The organism is Limimaricola sp. AA108-03 (genome assembly GCF_050847355.1).
GTDB lineage: Bacteria > Pseudomonadota > Alphaproteobacteria > Rhodobacterales > Rhodobacteraceae > Limimaricola.
The window spans coordinates 2,859,250-2,878,821 of record NZ_CP193755.1 but is presented as its reverse complement, the minus strand read 5'-3'; the positions used below and the strand labels follow the sequence as shown (position 1 = coordinate 2,878,821).

At 65.8% G+C, this 19,572-nt stretch carries 16 protein-coding genes; 12 read left to right on the top strand and 4 right to left on the bottom strand.

Translation table 11 applies throughout. The features are described 5' to 3' along the window. Positions 1 to 614: 614 nt before the first annotated feature. The 3 genes from ACRAQ3_RS14035 to ACRAQ3_RS14025 all read left to right on the top strand — a co-directional run bounded on the left by ACRAQ3_RS14035 (position 615) and on the right by ACRAQ3_RS14025 (position 3,592). Positions 615 to 1,655 (top strand): hypothetical protein, encoded by a 1,041-nt coding sequence (locus tag ACRAQ3_RS14035; protein WP_432255035.1) that lies wholly within the window; start codon positions 615 to 617, stop codon positions 1,653 to 1,655. A 66-nt stretch (positions 1,656 to 1,721) separates the two neighbouring features. Then, positions 1,722 to 2,924 (top strand): IS256 family transposase, encoded by a 1,203-nt coding sequence (locus ACRAQ3_RS14030; protein WP_432254231.1) that lies wholly within the window; start codon positions 1,722 to 1,724, stop codon positions 2,922 to 2,924. Positions 2,925 to 3,037: 113 nt separating this feature from the next. Further along, positions 3,038 to 3,592, top strand: coding sequence for a hypothetical protein (locus tag ACRAQ3_RS14025; protein WP_432255034.1), 555 nt, complete (start codon positions 3,038 to 3,040; stop codon positions 3,590 to 3,592). A 2-nt stretch (positions 3,593 to 3,594) separates the two neighbouring features. On the opposite strand, the gene ACRAQ3_RS14020 is transcribed toward ACRAQ3_RS14025, so the two are convergent. The 4 genes from ACRAQ3_RS14020 to ACRAQ3_RS14005 form a co-directional block, all read right to left on the bottom strand. Continuing rightward, positions 3,595 to 4,092 carry a hypothetical protein gene (locus ACRAQ3_RS14020; RefSeq protein WP_432255033.1) on the bottom strand — a complete coding sequence of 166 codons (498 nt, stop codon included), beginning with the start codon at positions 4,090 to 4,092 and terminating at the stop codon, positions 3,595 to 3,597. A gap of 185 nt (positions 4,093 to 4,277) precedes the next feature. Further along, on the bottom strand, positions 4,278 to 5,051 hold the full coding sequence (locus ACRAQ3_RS14015) for a TIM barrel protein (RefSeq protein ID WP_432255032.1): 774 nt from the start codon (positions 5,049 to 5,051) through the stop codon (positions 4,278 to 4,280). A 3-nt stretch (positions 5,052 to 5,054) separates the two neighbouring features. Next, the gene (iolG, locus tag ACRAQ3_RS14010; RefSeq protein WP_432255031.1) at positions 5,055 to 6,056 is read right to left on the bottom strand and encodes an inositol 2-dehydrogenase; all 1,002 of its coding nucleotides are present in this window, start codon (positions 6,054 to 6,056) and stop codon (positions 5,055 to 5,057) included. A 23-nt stretch (positions 6,057 to 6,079) separates the two neighbouring features. Then, positions 6,080 to 7,195, bottom strand: coding sequence for a Gfo/Idh/MocA family protein (locus tag ACRAQ3_RS14005; protein WP_432255030.1), 1,116 nt, complete (start codon positions 7,193 to 7,195; stop codon positions 6,080 to 6,082). Positions 7,196 to 7,275: 80 nt separating this feature from the next. Here ACRAQ3_RS14005 and ACRAQ3_RS14000 point away from each other — a divergent pair, with 80 nt between their 5' ends. From ACRAQ3_RS14000 to ACRAQ3_RS13960, 9 genes are all read left to right on the top strand, one after another. Further along, positions 7,276 to 8,103: a MurR/RpiR family transcriptional regulator gene (locus ACRAQ3_RS14000; RefSeq protein ID WP_269398594.1), complete on the top strand. Its 828-nt coding sequence runs from the start codon at positions 7,276 to 7,278 to the stop codon at positions 8,101 to 8,103. Positions 8,104 to 8,226: 123 nt separating this feature from the next. Then, positions 8,227 to 9,153 carry a sugar ABC transporter substrate-binding protein gene (locus tag ACRAQ3_RS13995; protein ID WP_269398595.1) on the top strand — a complete coding sequence of 309 codons (927 nt, stop codon included), beginning with the start codon at positions 8,227 to 8,229 and terminating at the stop codon, positions 9,151 to 9,153. Positions 9,154 to 9,242: 89 nt separating this feature from the next. After that, positions 9,243 to 10,361: an ABC transporter permease gene (locus ACRAQ3_RS13990; RefSeq protein ID WP_269398596.1), complete on the top strand. Its 1,119-nt coding sequence runs from the start codon at positions 9,243 to 9,245 to the stop codon at positions 10,359 to 10,361. A 1-nt stretch (position 10,362) separates the two neighbouring features. Continuing rightward, positions 10,363 to 11,184, top strand: a complete 822-nt coding sequence (locus tag ACRAQ3_RS13985) for an ATP-binding cassette domain-containing protein (RefSeq protein WP_269398597.1) — start codon at positions 10,363 to 10,365, stop codon at positions 11,182 to 11,184. Then, positions 11,184 to 13,094, top strand: coding sequence for a bifunctional 5-dehydro-2-deoxygluconokinase/5-dehydro-2-deoxyphosphogluconate aldolase (locus ACRAQ3_RS13980; RefSeq protein WP_432255029.1), 1,911 nt, complete (start codon positions 11,184 to 11,186; stop codon positions 13,092 to 13,094). The genes ACRAQ3_RS13985 and ACRAQ3_RS13980 overlap by 1 nt, the downstream gene beginning before the upstream one ends. Beyond that, positions 13,091 to 14,920, top strand: coding sequence for a 3D-(3,5/4)-trihydroxycyclohexane-1,2-dione acylhydrolase (decyclizing) (gene iolD / locus ACRAQ3_RS13975; RefSeq protein WP_269398599.1), 1,830 nt, complete (start codon positions 13,091 to 13,093; stop codon positions 14,918 to 14,920). Before ACRAQ3_RS13980 ends, iolD begins: the two co-directional genes overlap by 4 nt. 84 nt (positions 14,921 to 15,004) lie before the next feature. Further along, positions 15,005 to 15,931, top strand: a complete 927-nt coding sequence (gene iolE / locus ACRAQ3_RS13970; protein ID WP_432255028.1) for a myo-inosose-2 dehydratase — start codon at positions 15,005 to 15,007, stop codon at positions 15,929 to 15,931. Between the two features lie 97 nt (positions 15,932 to 16,028). Further along, positions 16,029 to 16,838: a 5-deoxy-glucuronate isomerase gene (gene iolB / locus ACRAQ3_RS13965; RefSeq protein ID WP_432255027.1), complete on the top strand. Its 810-nt coding sequence runs from the start codon at positions 16,029 to 16,031 to the stop codon at positions 16,836 to 16,838. 938 nt (positions 16,839 to 17,776) lie between these two features. Continuing rightward, positions 17,777 to 19,558, top strand: a complete 1,782-nt coding sequence (locus tag ACRAQ3_RS13960; RefSeq protein WP_432255026.1) for an SLC13 family permease — start codon at positions 17,777 to 17,779, stop codon at positions 19,556 to 19,558. Positions 19,559 to 19,572 lie beyond the last annotated feature (14 nt).

Here is a 19,572-nt window from a genome sequence, read left to right as displayed (position 1 = left end):
TCCGTCGTGCGCGTCACAAAGCGCGCGCACGGCGGAGGAGCCTTGGCCTCCTTGCGGGATCCCGTTTCAGACCGATTGCACATGCCTGGACGGGGCGCCGTTCTTCGCCGTCAGGCGATTTCGGGAGAGCGTCGAGAGGGTGAGGCAGCAGAGCGACCCCGGTGGGTGTCGCGGCGCTGCCGGGCCCTTTCGACCCGGCGCGGGGAGCGCGAGCAGGCGGGGGTTTGGGGGAGGAGTGCGGAACGACGCTCTCCCGGGAGCAAGGGGGTGTTGGGGCAGTGCGGAACGATGACCCGAGCCCGCCGGGAGGCGCCAGGGGGTTGGAGGGGGAGCGGCGAGCGATGGCCCTGCCGCCCTCCGCGCAGGAGCCTCCCGGGCAGGGCCCTCGGAGAGCCCCCGGAGGGCCGACGCGTATTGAGCCCCGAAGGGGCGTCTCGCAATACGCAAAGTCGGTCCCTACACCTTTTCTCCCGCAGCCCCGCAGGGCTGGTCTTGAAAGGATATCCCGAGGGCCCGGTTCGTTTTTTGCGTCACCCTCGGGGGACTAATTCCGCGTCGACGTAATCACTCGGCACGGAAAGAACACAGGAGTGCAGGGCTATCAATTTGCTCACATGGAGACATGGTCCCGTCAAGGCGGCGCGGTTCAGAATGGACGCCAGGAAACGGTGCGGCGCAACGGGCAGCGCAGCTGGTCGGCGCAGCAGATCATCGACGAGGCAGAGCGCGTTCCGGATGCCTGCGAGCACGTGCCCTATACCGGCCGTAAGCCTCTGGTCTTGGAGGGCACCTGCCGCACATTCGACGAGTTGCGAAAGGCGCACGAGGCGGCCTCGACGGTGAAACTGTCATTCCCCTACCGCGACAAGAAAACCGGCAAGACCTCGACCCGGCGGCGCCAGCTGCGGGCGGACACGCACAGCCTCTACACCGCCGTCATCTCGCTGCCGGTGACGGCCGAGGAGGCACTCGCTGATCCAGAGAAGATGCGCGAATGCATGAGCACTTTCCGTATGGCCAAGACGTTCGAACAGCGCCGGATCGAGGCCGCCGGTGGCGAGTTCGCGATGGCGGTGATCCATTATGATGAGTGCCAGGTGCACATGCATCTTTACGGGCTCGACCGGGTCCGCGGCTCGGTCAATGCACTGCATCCGGGACGCGCGGCGCTGGACGATTTCCGCGAGCGGCATGGCGCGCGATGCAAGCGCGGCACCGACCTGTTTCAGCGATCCAAGCGGGCCTACTGCGATGCGATGAGGGAGTGGCAAGGCGACCTGCATCGGGAGGTGTTTTCCAAGGTCGGACTGCTGCGGTACGGGCCGAAACGCGAGCGTCTGGGCCGCTCGGACTACATGAGGACGATGCAGGCGGCCGAGGAGCGGGCACGCATGGCCGTCGATCTGGAGGACAGCCGGAACCACAGAAAAGCTCTCTCGGGCATCGCTGCACTGCTCGACGAGCGGGATGCGGATATCGAAACGCGTGAAGACATTCTCGACACGAGGGAAGCCCAACTCACGGATCTCACTGCATCGCTTAATGAGCGTAGCGAGAAGCTGCGGGAGGCAGCCGAGAAAACGGCCCTGGCAGCTAAGGAAACAGCAGCAGCCACAGCTGGCCTCAGGTCATGTCCCTGGGCGTGGTGTAGCTGAGGCGGCCATCGGGTTTCTCGGTAGGGTCGGGTTGCGAAAGCCAACCTGAACCGAGGGATGCCCCCGATGACCAAACCCATGATGGACCTGAGAGAGCTCGTCGAGAAGAGCGGTGATGCGGATCTTCTACGCGAGATGATCGGCTTTGCCGCCGAGCGCCTGATGGAGCTCGAGGTCGGCGGCCAGACCGGCGCCGCCTATGGCGAGAAGAGCCCTGAGCGTCGGGCGCAGCGCAACGGCTACCGTGACCGGGACTGGCAGACGCGGGCCGGGAACGTGGAGCTGCGCATTCCCAAGCTGCGGACGGGAAGCTACTTCCCCTCGTTTCTCGAGCCCCGGCGAGCCGTGGAGAAGGCGCTGACGGCGGTCATTCAGGAAGCCTATGTGCATGGCGTCTCGACGCGCGCCATGGACGATCTCGTGCAGGCCATGGGCGGCACCGGCATCTCGAAGAGCCAGGTCAGTCGGCTGTGCGAGGAGATCGACGAGCGGGTCGATGCTTTCCTGACTCGACCGATCGAGGGCGAGTGGCCCTATCTCTGGATCGACGCCACCTACCTGAAAGTCCGCCAAGGCGGCCGCATCGTGTCCGTCGCCGTCACCATCGCCGTGGGTGTGAACACCGATGGCCGTCGCGAGGTGCTTGGCATGGCCATCGGGCCCTCCGAGGCGGAGACGTTCTGGACCGATTTTCTGCGCGATCTCGTGCGCCGAGGGATGTCCGGCGTGAAGCTGGTGGTCAGCGATGCCCACGAAGGCATCAAGGCCGCTACGGCTCGTGTGCTGTCCACGACCTGGCAACGGTGCCGTGTACATTTCCAGCGAAACGCCTTGGCCCATGCCGGCAAGAGCAGCCGGCGCGTGGTCTCGGCCTTCATCGCCACGGCCTTTGCCCAGCCCGACCACAGCGCGGCCAGAACGCAATGGCGCCTCGTGGCCGACCAGATGCGGGGCAAGCTGCCGAAGCTCGCCACCCTCATGGACGGGGCCGAAGAGGATGTCCTTGCCTACATGACCTTTCCTCAGCAGCACCGGGCAAAGTTGCACTCCACGAATCCGATTGAGCGATTGAACGGGGAAATCAAACGGCGCACCGATGTCGTCGGCATCTTCCCCAATGAGGCCGCCATCCGTCGCCTGGTGGGAGCGATCCTGATGGAGCAGACCGAGGAATGGGCCGTGCAGCGCTCCCGCTACATGACGCTGGAAACGCTCGCGCCAGTCTGCGACGATCCCATCGTCAGCCTGCCTGCCGCGCAGACGGACTGATCAGCTCGGCCCGCCGACACCAGTCAGGCCAGCCAAGAGCTACACCACGTCGTGGGACACGATCTGGCCTCACTGCTCGCGAGAATGCGTTGAAGGTTCGAGAAGCCGAGGCCGTGAATCGCGAAGCCGAGATCGAGCGCCAAAAGAAAAAGGTAGATGAGCGAGACAAGCGCAGCATCGAGCGTGCTACGGAGTTGGATGCTTCCCTGGCGACCGTTGAGGCGATGACGGCGGGTCTTGCCGTATACGATGAGACCAGCACGAGCCCCGGTATGCGCTCGACTGCGGCAGCCAGGAGCGACAGTGCGTGGCCTGATATCATGGCGCGAATGAAAGCGGCGCCCGCAGCTGCGTGGGCAACCGCGGGACGCATTAGCAAGAGCCTGAGTGAAGCTCGCGCGAAGGCGGCCGCTGACGGGCTTGCGGATGCACGCGCGTCAGCCCGCAAGGAGTTGCGCGACGCATTTGAAGCCGTCCGCAAGGCCTCGGATGCCTTCGGCGCAGTGCATCAGTTTGCTCTCCAGATCATTGATCGGTTGACCGGCAAAGACGACCGCGCGACCGCCAGGCAGAATTTGGAGGAACTGACCAAAAAGGCGGTGAAGGAGACCGTCGCGGTTCATGCCAAAGTGCCGAAAGCGGGTCTCGGGGACGAGGCGATCAAATGAACTCAGGTCGCTCCTCTCGGAGCCTTGGGCGGGGTCGGCAGGATGAGAGTCGGATGCGGCGCTGTTGCGCGCTGCAAAGTCTCGTAAGCCACTCGGAGGGTGCTGATCTCCTCGTAAAGAACATCGACAAGGTCCTGCAATTGATCGCGATCCTTGCAGACGTCATCCAGCGCTTTGTCCAGCGTGGCAATCCGCCTATTCAGGGGCTCCACGGCTTCGCGGGCAGTGCACTCGCGGATCTTGGCCAGTGCCATTCCGTACATACGATGGACTTCGGTCATCTCCGCGGACATCGCTTCAGCTGCACCCTCGAAGAGGGGAAGGCAGTTGTCGTTCGCTCCGGAAATATGCCGCAGCCACACCTTCCAGTGTGTCGAGGGGTGTCCCCTACGATCCAGGGCCTTGTACAAGCTGGCTTGGGTTGGCTCGGTGCCCTGCATGCGCAGGGTCATGCCTGCCGCAATGATCTCGGGCTCGGAATAAGCGGGTTTCTGAGGCATGACGTTCTCCTGATCGCTGATGATCAGGAGGTTGGTTCAGCAGCGCCGACGCCAAAGCATTGCATGGCGGACCCGAGACCGCAGCATGCTCATGCTCATGCTCATGCTCATGCTCATGCTCATGCTCACGATCCGTTAGGTCGAAGACCTTTCCCATCGATACCATCGACGAAAGTGTGGAGGGCCTAAAGGACAAATGCCGCGCGAAAGGCGTCCAGCGCGGCGACTTCATCTCCCGAGGCAAAGGCCTCCATACCGACCGGGCCGTCATAGCCCATGCCGCGGAGTGCCCGTGCCACGCCGACATAGTTGATCTCGCCGGTTCCGGGCTCGCAACGTCCGGGGACGTCGGCCACCTGCACCTCGCCGATCCAGGGCAGGCAGGCCCGGCACAGCTCGATCAGGTTCCCCTCGCCGATCTGGGCATGGTAGAGATCGAGGTTGAGGCGCAGCTGTGGTCGGTCAACCGAGGCGACCAGCGCGAGGCATTCCTCGGCGCGGGCGAAGGGGACGCCGGCATGGTCGACTGGCAGGTTGAGGTTTTCGAGCGTGAAGGTCACGTCGAGTTCCTCGGCGAGGTCGCAGATCCGGTGCAGCGTGTCTCGGGCTTTCACCCATTTCAGTGGCGTGGTGGTCTCGGCAAGTTTGGGCCGGCCGCCATCGCCGAGCCCGGTGCCGTGAAGGTTCAGCCGGGCCACGCCGAGGCGCTTGCCGACAAGCGCGGTTTCGCGCGCCGAGGCGAGCAGCATCTCGGCGCCCTCATCGTCGGCCAGCCGCCCTTCAAGGTAGCCGTTCATGATCGAGAAGGTTGCGCCAGAGCGCTCCAGCGTAGCGAGGTCGTGATCAGGCCAGTTCCACAGCCCGACCTGAAAGCCCATCTCGTGCAGCTGCGCGCAGCGCCACTCGATCGGGCGGTCGCGCCACAACATCTCGGCGCAGGCGGCGAGGGTGAACGCCATGGCTCAAGCCCCCGTCATCGCCGAGGTAACCTCGATCGGTCGGCCTTCGTGGAAGGACAGGTTCGCGGCCTCGGCCAGCGCCAGTGCATTCACGCCGTCCTGCACGGTGGCGGGGACCGGTTTGCCGTCGACGCAGGCGTCGACGAAGGCGGACCATTCGATCGCGTAGGCGCGCATGTAGCGCTCGAGGAAGAAGAAGACTGGTTTAGCCGAAACGGTGCCGGCGGCGGTCGACTTCACCACCGTGTTCTCGATCTCGTTGCGCGCTTCGAGCGTGCCCTCCGAGCCCAGCAGCTCGACCCGCTGGTCGTAGCCGTAGGGCGCGCGGCGGGAGTTGCGGATCGTGGCGATACGGCCGTCGGCATAGGTCAGCACCACGACGGCGGTATCGATATCGCCGGCTGCCCCGATTTCGGGGTCCACCAGGCAGGACCCGTGCGCCGTCACGGTCTTGGGCATGCCAAAGAGAAAGGCGCACATGTCGAAATCGTGGATCATCATGTCGCGGTAGAGCCCGCCCGAGACCTTGATGTAGCTGACCGGCGGCGGTGCGGGGTCATAGGAGGTCACGGCCAGAAGCTCGCCCTTGCCGACCTCGCCCGCCTCGAGCGCGGCCTTCACGGCGGCGAAGTTCGGGTCGAAGCGGCGGTTGAAGCCCATCATCATCGGCTTGTCATGCGTCTTGGCGATGCGCCCGATCTCGAGCGCGCGCTTCAGGTCGAGGTCGATCGGCTTTTCACAGAAGATCGCCTTCCCCGCCTTGGCCCCGGCCTCGATGAGATCGGCATGGGTGTTGGTCGACGACGCGATCAGGATCGCGTCGATGCCGGGATCGGCGAGGATGTCCTCGGGGCTGCGTACGGCGATGTTGTGCTCACGAGCGAGCGCCTGCGCGGCCTCCGGCATCACGTCGGTGACAGCGACCAGCTCGGAGCGGGGGTCCATCTTGATCGAGGCGGCGTGGACCTTGCCGATGCGGCCGGCGCCGAAGAGAGCGACTTTCATGGGGACTACCTTTCGGTTTGCGTTCAAAGAATGACGCGGCGGCCATCACGGGCCGAGACGTCGATGGCGTGGATCACCGCTTCGATGGAGAGCGCGTCGGTGAAATCGGGAAAGACCTGCGCGCCACTGGCGATGGCGCGCAGGAAGGCGGCGGCCTCGATGGTCTTGAGGTCACCGAAGCCGAGCTGGTGGCCGGGGGCAGGGCAGAAGGCGCCATAGGGCGGGTGCTCGGGACCGGTCAGGATGGTACGGAAGCCCTGCCGCGAGGCGGGGCCTTCGTTGGTATAAAGATGCAGCTCGTTCAGCCGCTCCTGGCGGAAGGCGATCATGCCCTCGGTGCCGTGTAGCTCCCAATCAAGCTTGTTCTTGCGGCCCCAGGCCGAGCGGGAGCTGCACAGTGTGCCCTGTGCGCCCGAGGTGTAGCGGATGATGGCCGAGGCCGTGTCTTCGTTCTCGACCTTGGCGCGGCCCGAGCCATCGGGGAGGGGGCGGGTGTCGTGGATGATTTGGGTGTCGGCGATCAGGCTCTCGATCGGTCCCATCAGGATCTGGCTCATCGAGACGAGGTGGCAGCCAAGATCGCCAAGCGTGCCCAGCCCGGCATCGGCCCGCTTCGCCCGCCAGCTCCATGGAAGATCGGGGTCAGCCTGGTAGTCTTCGTCGACCCAGCCGCGAAAATGGACCGGCCGGCCGATCGCGCCCTCGACCGTCAGTTTGCAGGCATGGGCGATGGCCGGATTGTGGATGTAGTTGTAACCGACCATGGTCCGGACGCCGGCCTTACGCGCGGCAGCTTCCATCTCGCGCGCGTCCTCGAGGGTGAGCGCCAGCGGCTTTTCGCAATGGACATGCTTGCCAGCGTCGATTGCGGCGAGGGCCATCTCGCGGTGCATTCCGTTCGGTGTGGTGATCGAGACGATGTCCACCCCCGGATGCGCGACCAGCGCCCGCCAGTTCTCCACGGCCTCAGGGAAGCCGAACTGGTCCGCCATCGCCTGCGCACGCGAAGCAGGCGTGTCGCACAAGGCGACGAGCTCGACCTGCGGCAGGTCGCCGAAGACCGCACGCGCATTGCGATAGGCCAGCGCATGGGCCTTGCCCATGAAGCCGGTCCCGATCAGACCCAGGCCGATACCCATGATTCCCTCCCTAATGGAATATTCATTCCATATCTCCTCATGAGATGTTAAGGGTGGACCTGTCAAGACAAGAGAACTTCATGAGCCCCACGACGGACCAGACCGCCCCGACCAACGTCACCGAAGTGCTGGAGCGCCTCGATGAGCTGATCGGAACCTTGCCCAAGCGGCTCGACCAGTGCGCGGCCTTCACCCGACGCCACCTTCACCTGATCGCGGTCTCGACCGTATCGGACATGGCGCGGGAAGCAGGGGTCGCGCCGTCGGTCTACATGCGCTTCTGCCAAGCGCTCGGCTTCTCGGGGTATTCCGAGATGCAGGCCCTGTTCCGCGTGCAATACACCGCCTTTCGGCCTGCTTATGACGAGCGCATTGCCACGTTGCGCCCAGAGATGGAGGGCGGGCCAGGCGCGCTTCTCGCGGAATTCGCGGAAGCAGGACACAAGTCACTTATGTCCTTGGCAAATACGGTGACGTCCGAAGGTCTCGGTGCCATCGCCCAAGGTATGGCTGCCGCGCCGCTTTTGCACTTGGTCGGCATGCGTCGGGCCTTCGCCGTGGTCAGCAACATGTCCTACATGCTCGGAAAGCTTGAAGTTCCGGCCGTGCTCCACAGCGATACCGGCCGGCTCGGCGGGCCGGGCGTGGTCGGGGCCGGGCAGGCCGTTTTCGCCGCGACCTTCTCGCCCTTTTCTCAGGAAACGCTGGATTTCGCCCGGCTGGCAAAGGAGCGCGGCGCCCTCGTCTACGGGCTGTCCGATGTGGAAGACTGTCCACTGGCCGAATTCGCCGATGGCCTGCTGATCGCACGCGAGAACGAGGTGGCCGGCTTTAGGTCGCTGAACGCATCGCTGACCCTGACGACGGCGCTCGTGGTCGCGATAGGGGCTCTCCAAGAAGGTAATTGACAGAAGCACCGATTCGGTCGCAAATGGAATAAATGTTCCATATGGTCGATATCAGGCCGGGACGTATCAGTTCGGCGTCGCCGAAGCGGAGTGGAGGCTCCGCAGGGTCAACAGGGAGGAACTATGACCAAGATTGCCAAAACCGCCGTGCTGCTCGCCGCGATGGGCGTGGCCGCACCCGCGCTCGCGCAGGACATCATCGTTGTCGCCCACGGGCAGGCCAACGACCCGTTCTGGTCCGTGGTCAAGAACGGTGCCGACAAGGCCGCGGAGGACACGGGGGCCAATGTCGACTTCCGCTCGCCCGAGACCTTCGACATGGTCCAGATGAGCCAGCTGATCGACGCCGCCGTGAACCAGGAGCCGGACGGGCTGGTGGTCTCGATCCCCGACGCCGACGCGCTTGGGCCCTCGATCGAGCGCGCCGTCCAGGCGGGCATCCCGGTCATCTCGATGAACTCCGGCTCCGACGTGGCCAAGGAGCTTGGCGCGCTGCTGCATGTCGGCCAGGACGAGTTCACCGCCGGCAAGGCGGCGGGCGAGAAGCTTGCCGAGATGGGCGGTACCACCGGCATCTGCGTCAACCAGGAGGTCGGCAACGTTGCGCTCGACCTGCGTTGCGAGGGCTTCGCCGAAGGCTTCGGCGGCTCGGTCGAGGTCATCCCGACCCAGAACGACCCGGCCGAGGTGCAGGCCAAGGTTCAGGCGGCCCTCGAATCGAACCCCGACGTCGACACGGTGATGGGACTTGGTGCTTCACTCGTGGGCGAGCCCGCGCTGGCCGCCGTCGAGGCGGTGGGGCGCACCGGCGAGGTGAACGTCGCGACCTTTGATCTGTCGGCGAGCTTCCTCGAGGCGGTCGCCAATGGCGAAGCCGCCTTCGCGATCGACCAGCAGCAGTTCCTTCAGGGCTACCTGCCGGTCGTGTTCCTCGCGCTCAACGCGCAATACGGCCTGGTGCCGGGCGGGGACGTGCCCTCCGGCCCGAACCTCGTGACGCAGGACAAGGCGGCCCAGGTGGTCGATCTGTCCGCGCAGGGCATCCGCTGAATCCCATTCCAGTGTGATGCCGGACGCATCGGGCCGTGGCGCACACCGCCGCGCCACGGCCTTTCTTTATTCATCGGGAGGATGAGGCCATGGCCGAAGTCGTTCAGCCTGCAATCCAGGCCGCAAAGGACGAACGTCTCAAGAAGGAAGGTTTGGGCGCGCGGCTGATGAAGCGCCCCGAGCTCGGCGCCATCGCCGGCGTGATACTGGTGACGACGTTCTTTCTGATCACCGCCGACAGCGCGATGTTCACGCTCTCGGGCATCATGAACTTCATGACACCGGCCGCCCAGCTCGGCATTCTCGCTATCGGCGCGGCGATGCTGATGATCGGCGGCGAGTTCGATCTCTCCATCGGCTCGATGGTGGCCTTCGCCGGCCTGATCTTCGGAGCCGCGACCGTAACACTCGGCCTGCCGCTCATCTTCGCGATCCCGCTCACCATGATCGTGGCGGCCATGATCGGCGCGGTGAACGGTTCGATCGTGCTCAGGACCGGTCTGCCATCCTTTATTGTGACGCTGGCATTCCTTTTCGTGCTGCGCGGTGCCTCGCTCGTCGGGCTCAAGATTGCCTCGGGTGGCTCGACCCAGCTGCGCGGCGTGCGCGACGCGGTCGAGGGCGACTGGCTCGCGCCGCTGTTCTCCGGCGACGCCTTCGGTCCGCTCTTCGTCTGGCTGGCCGAGGCCGGTGTGATCGAAACCTTCAACAACGGCGCGCCGAAGGTGCCCGGCATCCCGGTCGAGATCCTGTGGTTCGCCTTCCTTGCCTTGGTCGCCACTTACGTGCTTCTTCGCACCCCCGCCGGTAACTGGATCTTCGCGGCCGGTGGCGACAGCAATGCCGCGTCCAACTCCGGCGTGCCGGTCCGCAAGGTGAAGGTCTCGCTCTTCATGCTGACCGCGATGTGCGGTGCGCTGGTCGCGATCATTACGGTGATGGACTCGGGTTCCACAGATGCGCGGCGTGGCTTCATGAAGGAATTCGAGGCGATCATCGCAGCGGTGATCGGCGGCTGTCTTCTGACGGGGGGCTATGGCTCGGCGATCGGGGCGTTCTTCGGCGCCATCATCTTCGGCATGGTAACGATTGGCCTGACCTACACCGATTTCGATCAGGACTGGTTCCAGATCTTCCTCGGCGGGATGCTGCTGATCGCGGTGCTCTTCAACAACTTCATCCGCAAGCGTGTCACGGGGGAGCGGTGAGATGACCCAAGACTCGAAATTCCACCACGGCGACGTGTCGACTGATGCCAAGCCGATCATCGAGATGATCGATATCGAGAAGCACTTCGGCAACATCATCGCGCTGGCGGGTGTCAGCTTTGACGTGAAGCCCGGCGAATGCCATTGCCTGCTTGGTGACAACGGCGCCGGCAAGTCGACCTTCATCAAGACGATGTCCGGCGTGCACAAACCGACCCACGGCACGATCACCATCGACGGCAAGCCGATGAACTTCTCCAGTCCACGTGACGCGATGGAGGCCGGGATCGCCACGGTGTTCCAGGATCTCGCGATGATCCCGCTGATGTCGGTCACCCGCAACTTCTTCATGGGGCGCGAGCCGACCATCGGGCGCGGCCCGACCAAGCGGATGGACGTGCAGAAGATGAACGAGACGGTGGTGGAGGAGATGCGCAAGATGGGCATCAACCTGCGCGGCCCCGACCAGGCGGTCGGCACGCTCTCGGGCGGCGAGCGCCAGACCGTGGCCATCGCCCGCGCTGTCTATTTCGGGGCCCGCGTGCTGATCCTGGACGAGCCGACCTCGGCGCTCGGCGTGCGCCAGACCTCGAATGTGCTGGCCACCATTGACCGGGTGCGCAAGCAGGGCGTCGGCGTGGTCTTCATCAGCCACAACGTGCGCCATGCGCTGGCAGTGGGCGACCGCTTCACCGTACTGAACCGCGGCAAGACGCTCGGCACCGCGAAGCGCGGCGAGATCACGCCCGAAGCGCTTCAGGACCTGATGGCGGGCGGCCAAGAGTTGGCTCAACTCGAAGGGTCGCTGGAGGGCACCGTCTGATGGCCAAGGATCTCGATCTCATCACCATCGGCCGGTCCTCGGTAGACCTTTACGGCGCGCAGGTGGGCGGGCGGCTGGAGGACATGCGGTCCTTCGAGAAGTATCTCGGCGGCAGCCCGACCAACATGGCCGCCGGGACCGCGCGGCTGGGGCTCAGATCGGCGTTGCTCACCAAGGTCGGCGACGAACATATGGGGCGGTTCATCCGCGAGCAGCTTGAACGTGAGGGGGTCGACGTGTCGGGCGTGCTGACCGACCCCGAGCGGCTGACCGCGTTGGTGCTGCTGGGCATCCGCGACGAGGACAGCTTTCCGCTGATCTTCTACCGCGAGAACTGCGCCGACATGGCGCTGTCGGAGGAGGATGTCGACGAGGGGCTGATCGCCCGGGCCCGCGCCGTCGTCGCCACCGGCACGCATCTGAGCCATCCGCGCACGGAAAAGGCAGTATTGAAGGCGCTGGAACTCGCTCGCAAGCACGGTGCCAAGACCGCGCTCGACATCGACTACCGCCCGAACCTGTGGGGCGTGGCGGGCCATGGCGAAGGCGAGAGCCGCTTCGTCGAGAGCGAGACCGTCACCGCCAAGCTGCAATCGACGCTGCATCGCTTCGACCTGATCGTCGGCACCGAAGAGGAGTTCCACATCGCCGGCGGCTCGACCGATACGATTCAGGCGCTGCGCGCGGTACGGGCGGTCTCGGATGCCACCTTGGTCTGCAAGCGCGGTGCGGACGGTGCGGTCGCCTTCGAGGGTGAGATTCCCGAAAGCCTCGACGCGGGGCAGACGGGCCCCGGTTTTCCGATCGAGGTGTTCAACGTGCTCGGCGCGGGCGACGGCTTCATGTCGGGGCTCTTGAAGGGCTGGCTCGACGGCGAGGCGTGGCCACGCGCACTGGAATACGCCAATGCCTGCGGCGCCTTCGCAGTGAGCCGGCATGGCTGTACCCCGGCCTATCCTTCGCTGAAGGAACTGGAGTTCTTCCTCGCGCGCGGCGTGAAGGAGAAGGCGTTGCGCAAGGATACCCAGCTCGAGCAGATCCACTGGTCGACCAACCGGACCGGCGATTGGCCCGAAATGCGGATCTTCGCTTTCGACCACCGGATGCAGCTCGAGGATCTGACGGGCGCGACACCTGAGAAGATCGGGCGGTTCAAGGAGCTGTGCCTCGATGCCTGCGAGGCCGTGGCGCAGGGGCGGCCGGGCTACGGCCTTTTGTGCGACAACCGGCTGGGCCGCACGGCGCTGCACCGTGCGGCGGGGCAGGGGCTGTGGATCGGCCGACCGGTCGAATGGCCCGGATCGCGGCCCCTCAAGCTGGAGCCCGAGCTCGGCCCCGATTTCGGGGGCTTGTCGGAATGGCCCGCCGAGCACGTGGTGAAGTGCCTTTGCTTCTATCACCCCGACGACGACGCCGAGACGTGCGCGGCGCAAGAGGCGACGGTGACGCGGCTGTTCCACGCCGCCCGGCGCAACCGGCTTGAATTCCTGCTCGAGGTGATCCCGTCGAAGGTCGCGCCGGTGGGCGACGACACCACGGCCCGGATCATCCGCCGTTTCTACGAGATCGGCGTCTACCCGGACTGGTGGAAGCTCGAGCCGATGACCTCGGATACGGGATGGCAAGCGGCCTGCGACGCGATTCAAGAAAACGACCCGCACACCCGCGGCATCGTCGTGCTGGGCCTCGCCTCGGGCGAGGAAGCGCTGGCCAAGAGCTTCCGCTCCGCCGCACGCTTCCCATTGGTAAAAGGCTTCGCCGTTGGCCGCACGATCTTCGGCGCGGCGGCCGAGGCCTGGATGGCGGGGCGCATGGACGATGCCGAGGCGCTGCGCGACATGAAGGACAGGTATGCCCGGCTCTGCGCCCTGTGGGACGCGGCACGGGCGCAGAGGGAGGATGCGGCATGACGACGATCCGGCTCACCGCCGCCCAAGCGATGGTGAAGTATCTCGCAGCGCAGCTGAACGAGGCGGGCGAACCCTTTCTCGCCGGGATATGGGCGATCTTCGGCCACGGCAACGTGGCCGGGATCGGCGAGGCGCTGCATGCCGAGCGCGAGCGCTTCCAGACCTGGCGCGGCCATAACGAGCAGACAATGTGCCACGCCGCCATAGCCTATGCCAAGCAGTCGGGACGCAGGCGCGCGATGGCCGTCACCTCGTCGATCGGGCCAGGGGCGACCAACATGGTCACCGCCGCGGCGCTGGCGCATGTGAACCGGCTGCCGCTGCTGCTGATCCCCGGCGACGTCTTTGCGAACCGCGGTCCCGATCCGGTCTTGCAGCAGATCGAGGATTTCGAGGACGGCACCGTGTCGGTGAACGACTGCTTCCGCCCCGTGACCCGTTACTTCGATCGCATCACCCGGCCCGAACAGCTGCTGACCGCGCTGCCGCGTGCCTTCCGGGTGATGACCGATCCGGCGGAATGCGGCCCTGTCTGCCTGTCCTTCTGCCAGGACGTGCAGGCCGAAGCTTACGACTGGCCCGAGCGCTTCTTCGCGCCGAAGGTCTGGCGCACCCGCCGACCGCAGCCGGACCCGGTCGAGCTCGACGCGGTGACGGAGATGCTGAAGGGCGCGAGGCGCCCGGTGATCGTCGCCGGTGGCGGCGTGCATTACGCGGGCGCGGCCGAGGCGCTCGCCGCCTTCACCGAGGCGCACCGCATCCCCGTGGTCGAGAGCCAGGCCGGCAAGTCGGCGCTGCCCTGGGACCATGCGCTGAACTTCGGCCCCGTGGGCGTCACCGGCGCGGCCTCGGCCAACGCGGTCTGCGCCACAGCCGATCTCGTCCTCGGCGTCGGCACGAGGTTCCAGGATTTCACCACCGGTTCATGGACAGTGTTCCAGAACCCGGCGCGGCAGCTCGTCTCGCTCAACGTCGCGGCCTACGACGCCATGAAGCACGGGGCGGAGCCCTTGTGCTGCGACGCGCTGGCAGGGCTCGAGGCGCTCACCCGTAAGCTTGGCGACCACGTCTTCGCGGCGCCGGATGCGTCGCTCAAGAAAGAATGGTTCGCGGCCGTCGACCCACTTACCGATGCCCCGCAGGGCAACGATACCTTGCCCACCGACCAGCAGGTCATCGGCGCGGTGCAACGGGCCTCGGGGCCGGACACCGTAGTGATGTGCGCCGCCGGTACCATGCCGGGCGAGCTGCACAAGCTGTGGAAGGCGCCGCGGCCCGGGGCCTATCACATGGAATACGGCTTCTCTTGCATGGGCTACGAGATCGCCGGCGCGATTGGCATCAAGATGGCCGAGCCCGGTCGCGATGTGGTCTGCATGGTCGGCGACGGCTCCTACATGATGGCCAATTCCGAGCTGGCGACGGCGGCGATGCTGGGCCTCGACCTGACCGTGGTGATCACCGACAACCGTGGCTACGGCTGCATCAACCGGCTCCAGATCGGCACCGGCGGAGCGGAGTTCAACAACATGCTCGACCACTCGCATCACGTGAACCCGTCGAAGATCGACTTCGCCGCACACGCGGCGTCAATGGGGGCGAAGGCGGTGCATGTCGGCTCGATCCATGAGCTCGAGGAAGCTCTTACACGTCGTGAGACGGGCCAGGAGCCTTTCGTAGTGGTGATCGACACCGACCCCTATCCCTCGACCCCCGATGGCGGCCACTGGTGGGACGTCGCCGTTCCCGAGGTCTCGCAGCGCCCGCAGGTGCGCGAGAAGCGCCAGGCCTACGAGGCGCAGATCCGGGCCCGCACGCTCAATTGAGCCCGGAGCACCGGGGCCGCGCGCGGATGCCTCCCGCCGCGCGCGGCCGTCTCCCTTCACTTTCCCAATCGAAAGACAGACAAGATGAGCGTCCGGATCGGCATTTCCCCCATCGCCTGGCAGAACGACGACCTGCCCGACCTCACAGCCGCCTTCACCATGGAGCAGGCGCTGCGCGAGGCGCGCGAGATCGGTTACACCGGCATCGAGCGTGGCCGCCGCATGCCCTCGGGCACCGAGGAGCTACGCCGCTACCTCGACGGCCACGGGCTCGCGCTCTGCGGCGGCTGGTGCTCTGGCAACCTTCTGGTCAACGACGTCGCGACCGAGAAGGCCGCCATCGCCGGGCAGGTGGAGCAGTTCGCCGCGCTCGGCGCGCCCTGTCTGGTCTATGCCGAGTGCTCGAACACCGTGCAAGGCGACCGTGCCACGCCGGTGAATGCCCGGCCCAAGCTCTCGCGCGACGAGCTGACGGGCTACGCGCGCAAGCTGACAGAGCTGGCCAAGTGGATGGGCGACAAGGGGCTGCCCCTAACCTATCACCACCACATGGGCGCGATCGTCGAGGACGCGGACGATATCGACTGGCTGATGGAGGGCTCGGGGCCGGAGGTCGGGCTGCTCTACGACACCGGGCACCTGGTCTTCGGCGGCGGCGATCCGATGGCCGTTCTCGACCGCTGGGGCGACCGGATTGGCCATGTCCACTACAAGGACCTGCGCGCCGAGGTGGCGCGCAAGGCACGGGCCGAGGCGTGGTCGTTCCTCGACGCGGTGGTGGCGGGAGCCTTCACCGTGCCCGGTGACCCGGACGGCTCGATCGACTTCGCCGCTGTGACCGACCGGCTGGCATCGATGGGGTATGACGGCTGGATCGTGGTCGAGGCCGAGCAGGACCCGGGCAAGGTCGGGCCCTATGACGCGTCGAAGCTCGGCTACGACAAGATCCGCGACCTCTGCGCGCGGGCTGGGCTGACCGTCGAAGACCGGGTACCGGCGCCGCAGGGCTGAAACCGGTCCAGGGCCCGGCGGGCCTGCGCCCTGACGCGCATGGCCGCCCCGGCCGCCGCAAGGGCCATGACATGCATGACGACAAGGACGAAACCTCATGACCAGCCAGCTGCAACGCAAGCCCTTCGGCACCCGTGGCGAGGTGCACCGGATCACGCCCGAGAGCGCCGGTTGGCGCTATGTGGGCTTTTCGCTGCATAGGCTGCGCGCAGGCGACCGGGTCGAGGACGTCACCGGCGACCGCGAGGTGATCCTCGTCATGGTCGAGGGCAAGGCCCGGATCGCGGGCGCCGGCCGCGACTGGGGTGAACTCGGCGAGCGGATGAACGTGTTCGAAAAGACCCCGCCGCATTGCCTCTATCTGCCGAACGACAGCGACTGGACCGCGGAGGCCACCACCGACTGCACTATCGCGGTCTGCTCGGCACCCGGCAAGGGCGGCCACGCGGCGCGGCGCATCGGTCCGGACGGCATCACCCTCACCGAGCGGGGAAAGGGCACGAACACGCGCCATATCAACAACATCGCGATGGAGCACGAGGACTACGCCGACAGTTTGCTGGTCACCGAGGTGTTCACTCCGGCCGGGCACTGGTCGTCCTACCCGAGCCACCGCCACGACGAGGACGACTTCCCGCGCATCACCTATCTCGAGGAGACCTACTACCACCGCCTGAACCCGGCCTCGGGCTTCGGCGTGCAGCGGGTCTACACCGATGACGGCTCGCTCGACGAGACCATGGCGGTGAAGGACCACGACGTAGTGCTGGTGCCGCGTGGGCATCACCCCTGCGGCGCGCCCTATGGCTTCGAGATGTACTACCTCAACGTCATGGCCGGCCCCCGCCGTAACTGGCGCTTCGTGCCCGCGTCGGAGGTGGAGTGGATCATGGAGCGGGATGGATAAAAACGGCCATTCAGGTGATCGAGGCGTGACTGGTATGGGTGCCATCGGCCAAGGGTACTCAGAACTGTGCAGCAGGCGCCCTTATCGATTGCCATTGGTCGACTTCACCGAAACGGGGGCATCCGCCATAGTGGCAGAGAGACGACGTGCGCCTATGCCTCTGCTGTCCTCTGCCGATGGTGCTTGAGTTTTTAACTCTCAGTCGAAACTTGTTGCCGTATGGTTCATAAGCCTCTTACAGGGCAGCAGATTTCGGTGGCCTCAGGCTCCCGCAACCAAATCCACTAGCATAGAGACAAACCGCGCGTCAGGCGCATGGTCTGAAGGGCCAAGGCCGTCTCGGAAACGCTCCAATGGAGCGTTTCAGGCCGTAGCGGGCGGAGCCCAGGCGCAGGTTCAAATCCTGTCCCCGCAACCAACAAGCGCGTACCGAACCCAGAACCGCCGTGTCCCGCAAGGGCGCGGCGGTTCCGCGTTGCGGATCCCTCCGAAACGAAGGCCAGAACCGAGACCAAAGTACCTTCGATTGGCAAGTAGCCCTTCTGTGTTGGGCAGGCTGCCCAGCAGTGTGGCTACCCCTCTGTGATCACTTGCTTGGTCCGTGGTCAGGGAGAAGCGGACGGGGGCGCTCATGCGTATTGGTGACGGCATGCGACACAGAATTTGTGCCGTCACTAGTGGGGCCGATCAGACGGTCGTGCCTTCATTATGGTCGCAGGCCGGTCGCCCTACAGGGTGCCTTGGGTCGGTAGCGTCGACCATGAGCGTCTCTCTATCCGAGCTTTTGGGCCCAGATCTTTCATCGGTGAAGAAACAGACGCTTTCATCGCGCGGCGTTGAGGGGATTGCCTTTCTTCGATGGCTCGGTAGCACTGGGCTTCGGCACGTCGTGCCGGACCCGCGGGCCGGTCTGCCCGTTTCGTCAGATGGATCCTGAAGTGATCATCGATCTTGGAGCCGCCGCGCCCTATGCGGCCCTTGCGCTGCTCGCCCTTGTTTTCGTCACCTTCACGCTCGAAATCCGTTCTGCCGACATGGTCGCCTTCTGCGGTGCCGTGGGTGCCTTGCTGCTCGGGTTGGTGCAGGTGGATGATGTTCTCGCAGCGCTCGCCAACCCGGCGCCGGCCACCATTGCCACCATGTTCGTGCTGTCAGCGGCGCTGGTGCGTACCGGAGTGCTGGACAGCGCGACCACGCTGCTGCGCGGCGGCATGGCAAGATACCCGCGCCGTACCATCGCTATCTTTCTTGTGACTGCCGCCGTGGCTTCCGCTTTCATGAACAACACGCCCGTGGTGCTGGTGCTGATCCCGGTCGTGATCGGGCTCGCGCGCGAAGCGGGGATGGCGCCGACGCGGTTGCTGATCCCGCTTTCCTACATGGTGATCCTTGGGGGGACCTGCACGCTGATCGGCACCTCGACCAACCTGCTGATCGACGGTGTGACACGGGATATGGGGCTGGCACCTTTCGGCCTGTTCGAGATCGCGCCGCTGGGCTTCGTCGTGGCCGTGGTGGGCGGTGGATTTCTGGCGCTGGCCGGGCCCCATCTATTACCGGCACGACGCGGGGGAGCCGCCGTCGCGAGCGAGACGGGCGAGAGTTGGCTTGTGCGGATGAAAGTGCCGGAAGGCTCGGTGTTGATCGGACGCGCGCCCGACGAGGTCGAAGCGTTCCGCCGCAGCGGCACTCATCTGGTCGATCTGCTGCGTGGCGCGGAGTCGCTGCGTAACCGGATGGCAGAGATCCGGATCGCGGCGGGCGACTTGGTCGTGCTGCGCTGCCCGGAAAGCGAGGTGGCGGCGTTGCGCGACGGCCGCGTGCCAGGGCTGCACCTGCTGGATGAAAGCGGGGAACGGCCGCGCCGCAGCCATGCCGCCAGTCTTCTCGTCGGACCCGTCGCGCGCAGCCTGAACCGGCCGCTGTCGCGTCTGCAATGGCGCCGCCGCTACGGCGTCTACCTGCTCGCCACCGACCGCTCGGGCGAAGCGCGGCCAGAAGCACTAGAGCGGCTCAGGGTGGGCGACAGGCTTCTTGTTGAGGGACGCCTCGAGGACATCGCCCGAATGACGCACGAGGAGCGGTTGATGTCGCTTGGCAGCTTCGAGGCGCGCGCCTTCCGGCGCGGCAAGGCGCCGATCGCCATCGCGACCATGGCCGCCGTGGTCGTGCTCGCCGCCTTCGGGGCGGCGCCGATCCTCGCACTTGGACTGGTCGGTGCCGCGGTGGTGCTGCTCACCGATTGCATCGATGCCGATGAGGGGGTGGGGGCGATCGATGGTCGACTGCTCCTGCTGATCGTGTCGATGCTGGTGCTGGGGCAGGCGATGGATCGCTCGGGCGCGTTGGTCATGGCGGTCGAGGCGCTGCGCCCGCTGCTGGCCATGGCGCCGCCATTGCTCGCGCTGGCGGCGGTCTATGCGGCCACATCGGTCCTTACCGAAATCGTGACCAACAACGCGGTGGCGGTGCTGATGGCGCCGATCGCGGCGGGGCTTGCCGCGGGACTCGGGCTCGACCCGCGGCCCTTCTTGGTCGCGGTGATGTTCGGGGCCTCGGCCAGCTTCGCCACGCCGATCGGCTATCAGACCAACACGCTCGTCCATGCCGCGGGCGGCTATCGCTTCTCCGACTTCCTGCGCATCGGCCTGCCGATGAACATCGTTGTCGGCATCGTCACGGTGCTGGTGGTGCCGCTGCTCTGGCCATTGCGGGGCTGAGCCGGGGCGAATCA

Excerpts from the sequence above, each read along its gene's own strand:
- ACRAQ3_RS14035 (WP_432255035.1), top strand. The coding sequence starts at position 615 with ATGGAGACATGGTCCCGTCAAGGCGGCGCGGTTCAGAATGGACGCCAG.
- ACRAQ3_RS14030 (WP_432254231.1), top strand. The coding sequence starts at position 1,722 with ATGACCAAACCCATGATGGACCTGAGAGAGCTCGTCGAGAAGAGCGGT.
- ACRAQ3_RS14020 (WP_432255033.1), bottom strand. The coding sequence starts at position 4,092 with ATGCCTCAGAAACCCGCTTATTCCGAGCCCGAGATCATTGCGGCAGGC.
- ACRAQ3_RS14015 (WP_432255032.1), bottom strand. The coding sequence starts at position 5,051 with ATGGCGTTCACCCTCGCCGCCTGCGCCGAGATGTTGTGGCGCGACCGC.
- iolG (WP_432255031.1), bottom strand. The coding sequence starts at position 6,056 with ATGAAAGTCGCTCTCTTCGGCGCCGGCCGCATCGGCAAGGTCCACGCC.
- ACRAQ3_RS14005 (WP_432255030.1), bottom strand. The coding sequence starts at position 7,195 with ATGGGTATCGGCCTGGGTCTGATCGGGACCGGCTTCATGGGCAAGGCC.
- ACRAQ3_RS14000 (WP_269398594.1), top strand. The coding sequence starts at position 7,276 with ATGAGCCCCACGACGGACCAGACCGCCCCGACCAACGTCACCGAAGTG.
- ACRAQ3_RS13995 (WP_269398595.1), top strand. The coding sequence starts at position 8,227 with ATGACCAAGATTGCCAAAACCGCCGTGCTGCTCGCCGCGATGGGCGTG.
- ACRAQ3_RS13990 (WP_269398596.1), top strand. The coding sequence starts at position 9,243 with ATGGCCGAAGTCGTTCAGCCTGCAATCCAGGCCGCAAAGGACGAACGT.
- ACRAQ3_RS13985 (WP_269398597.1), top strand. The coding sequence starts at position 10,363 with ATGACCCAAGACTCGAAATTCCACCACGGCGACGTGTCGACTGATGCC.
- ACRAQ3_RS13980 (WP_432255029.1), top strand. The coding sequence starts at position 11,184 with ATGGCCAAGGATCTCGATCTCATCACCATCGGCCGGTCCTCGGTAGAC.
- iolD (WP_269398599.1), top strand. The coding sequence starts at position 13,091 with ATGACGACGATCCGGCTCACCGCCGCCCAAGCGATGGTGAAGTATCTC.
- iolE (WP_432255028.1), top strand. The coding sequence starts at position 15,005 with ATGAGCGTCCGGATCGGCATTTCCCCCATCGCCTGGCAGAACGACGAC.
- iolB (WP_432255027.1), top strand. The coding sequence starts at position 16,029 with ATGACCAGCCAGCTGCAACGCAAGCCCTTCGGCACCCGTGGCGAGGTG.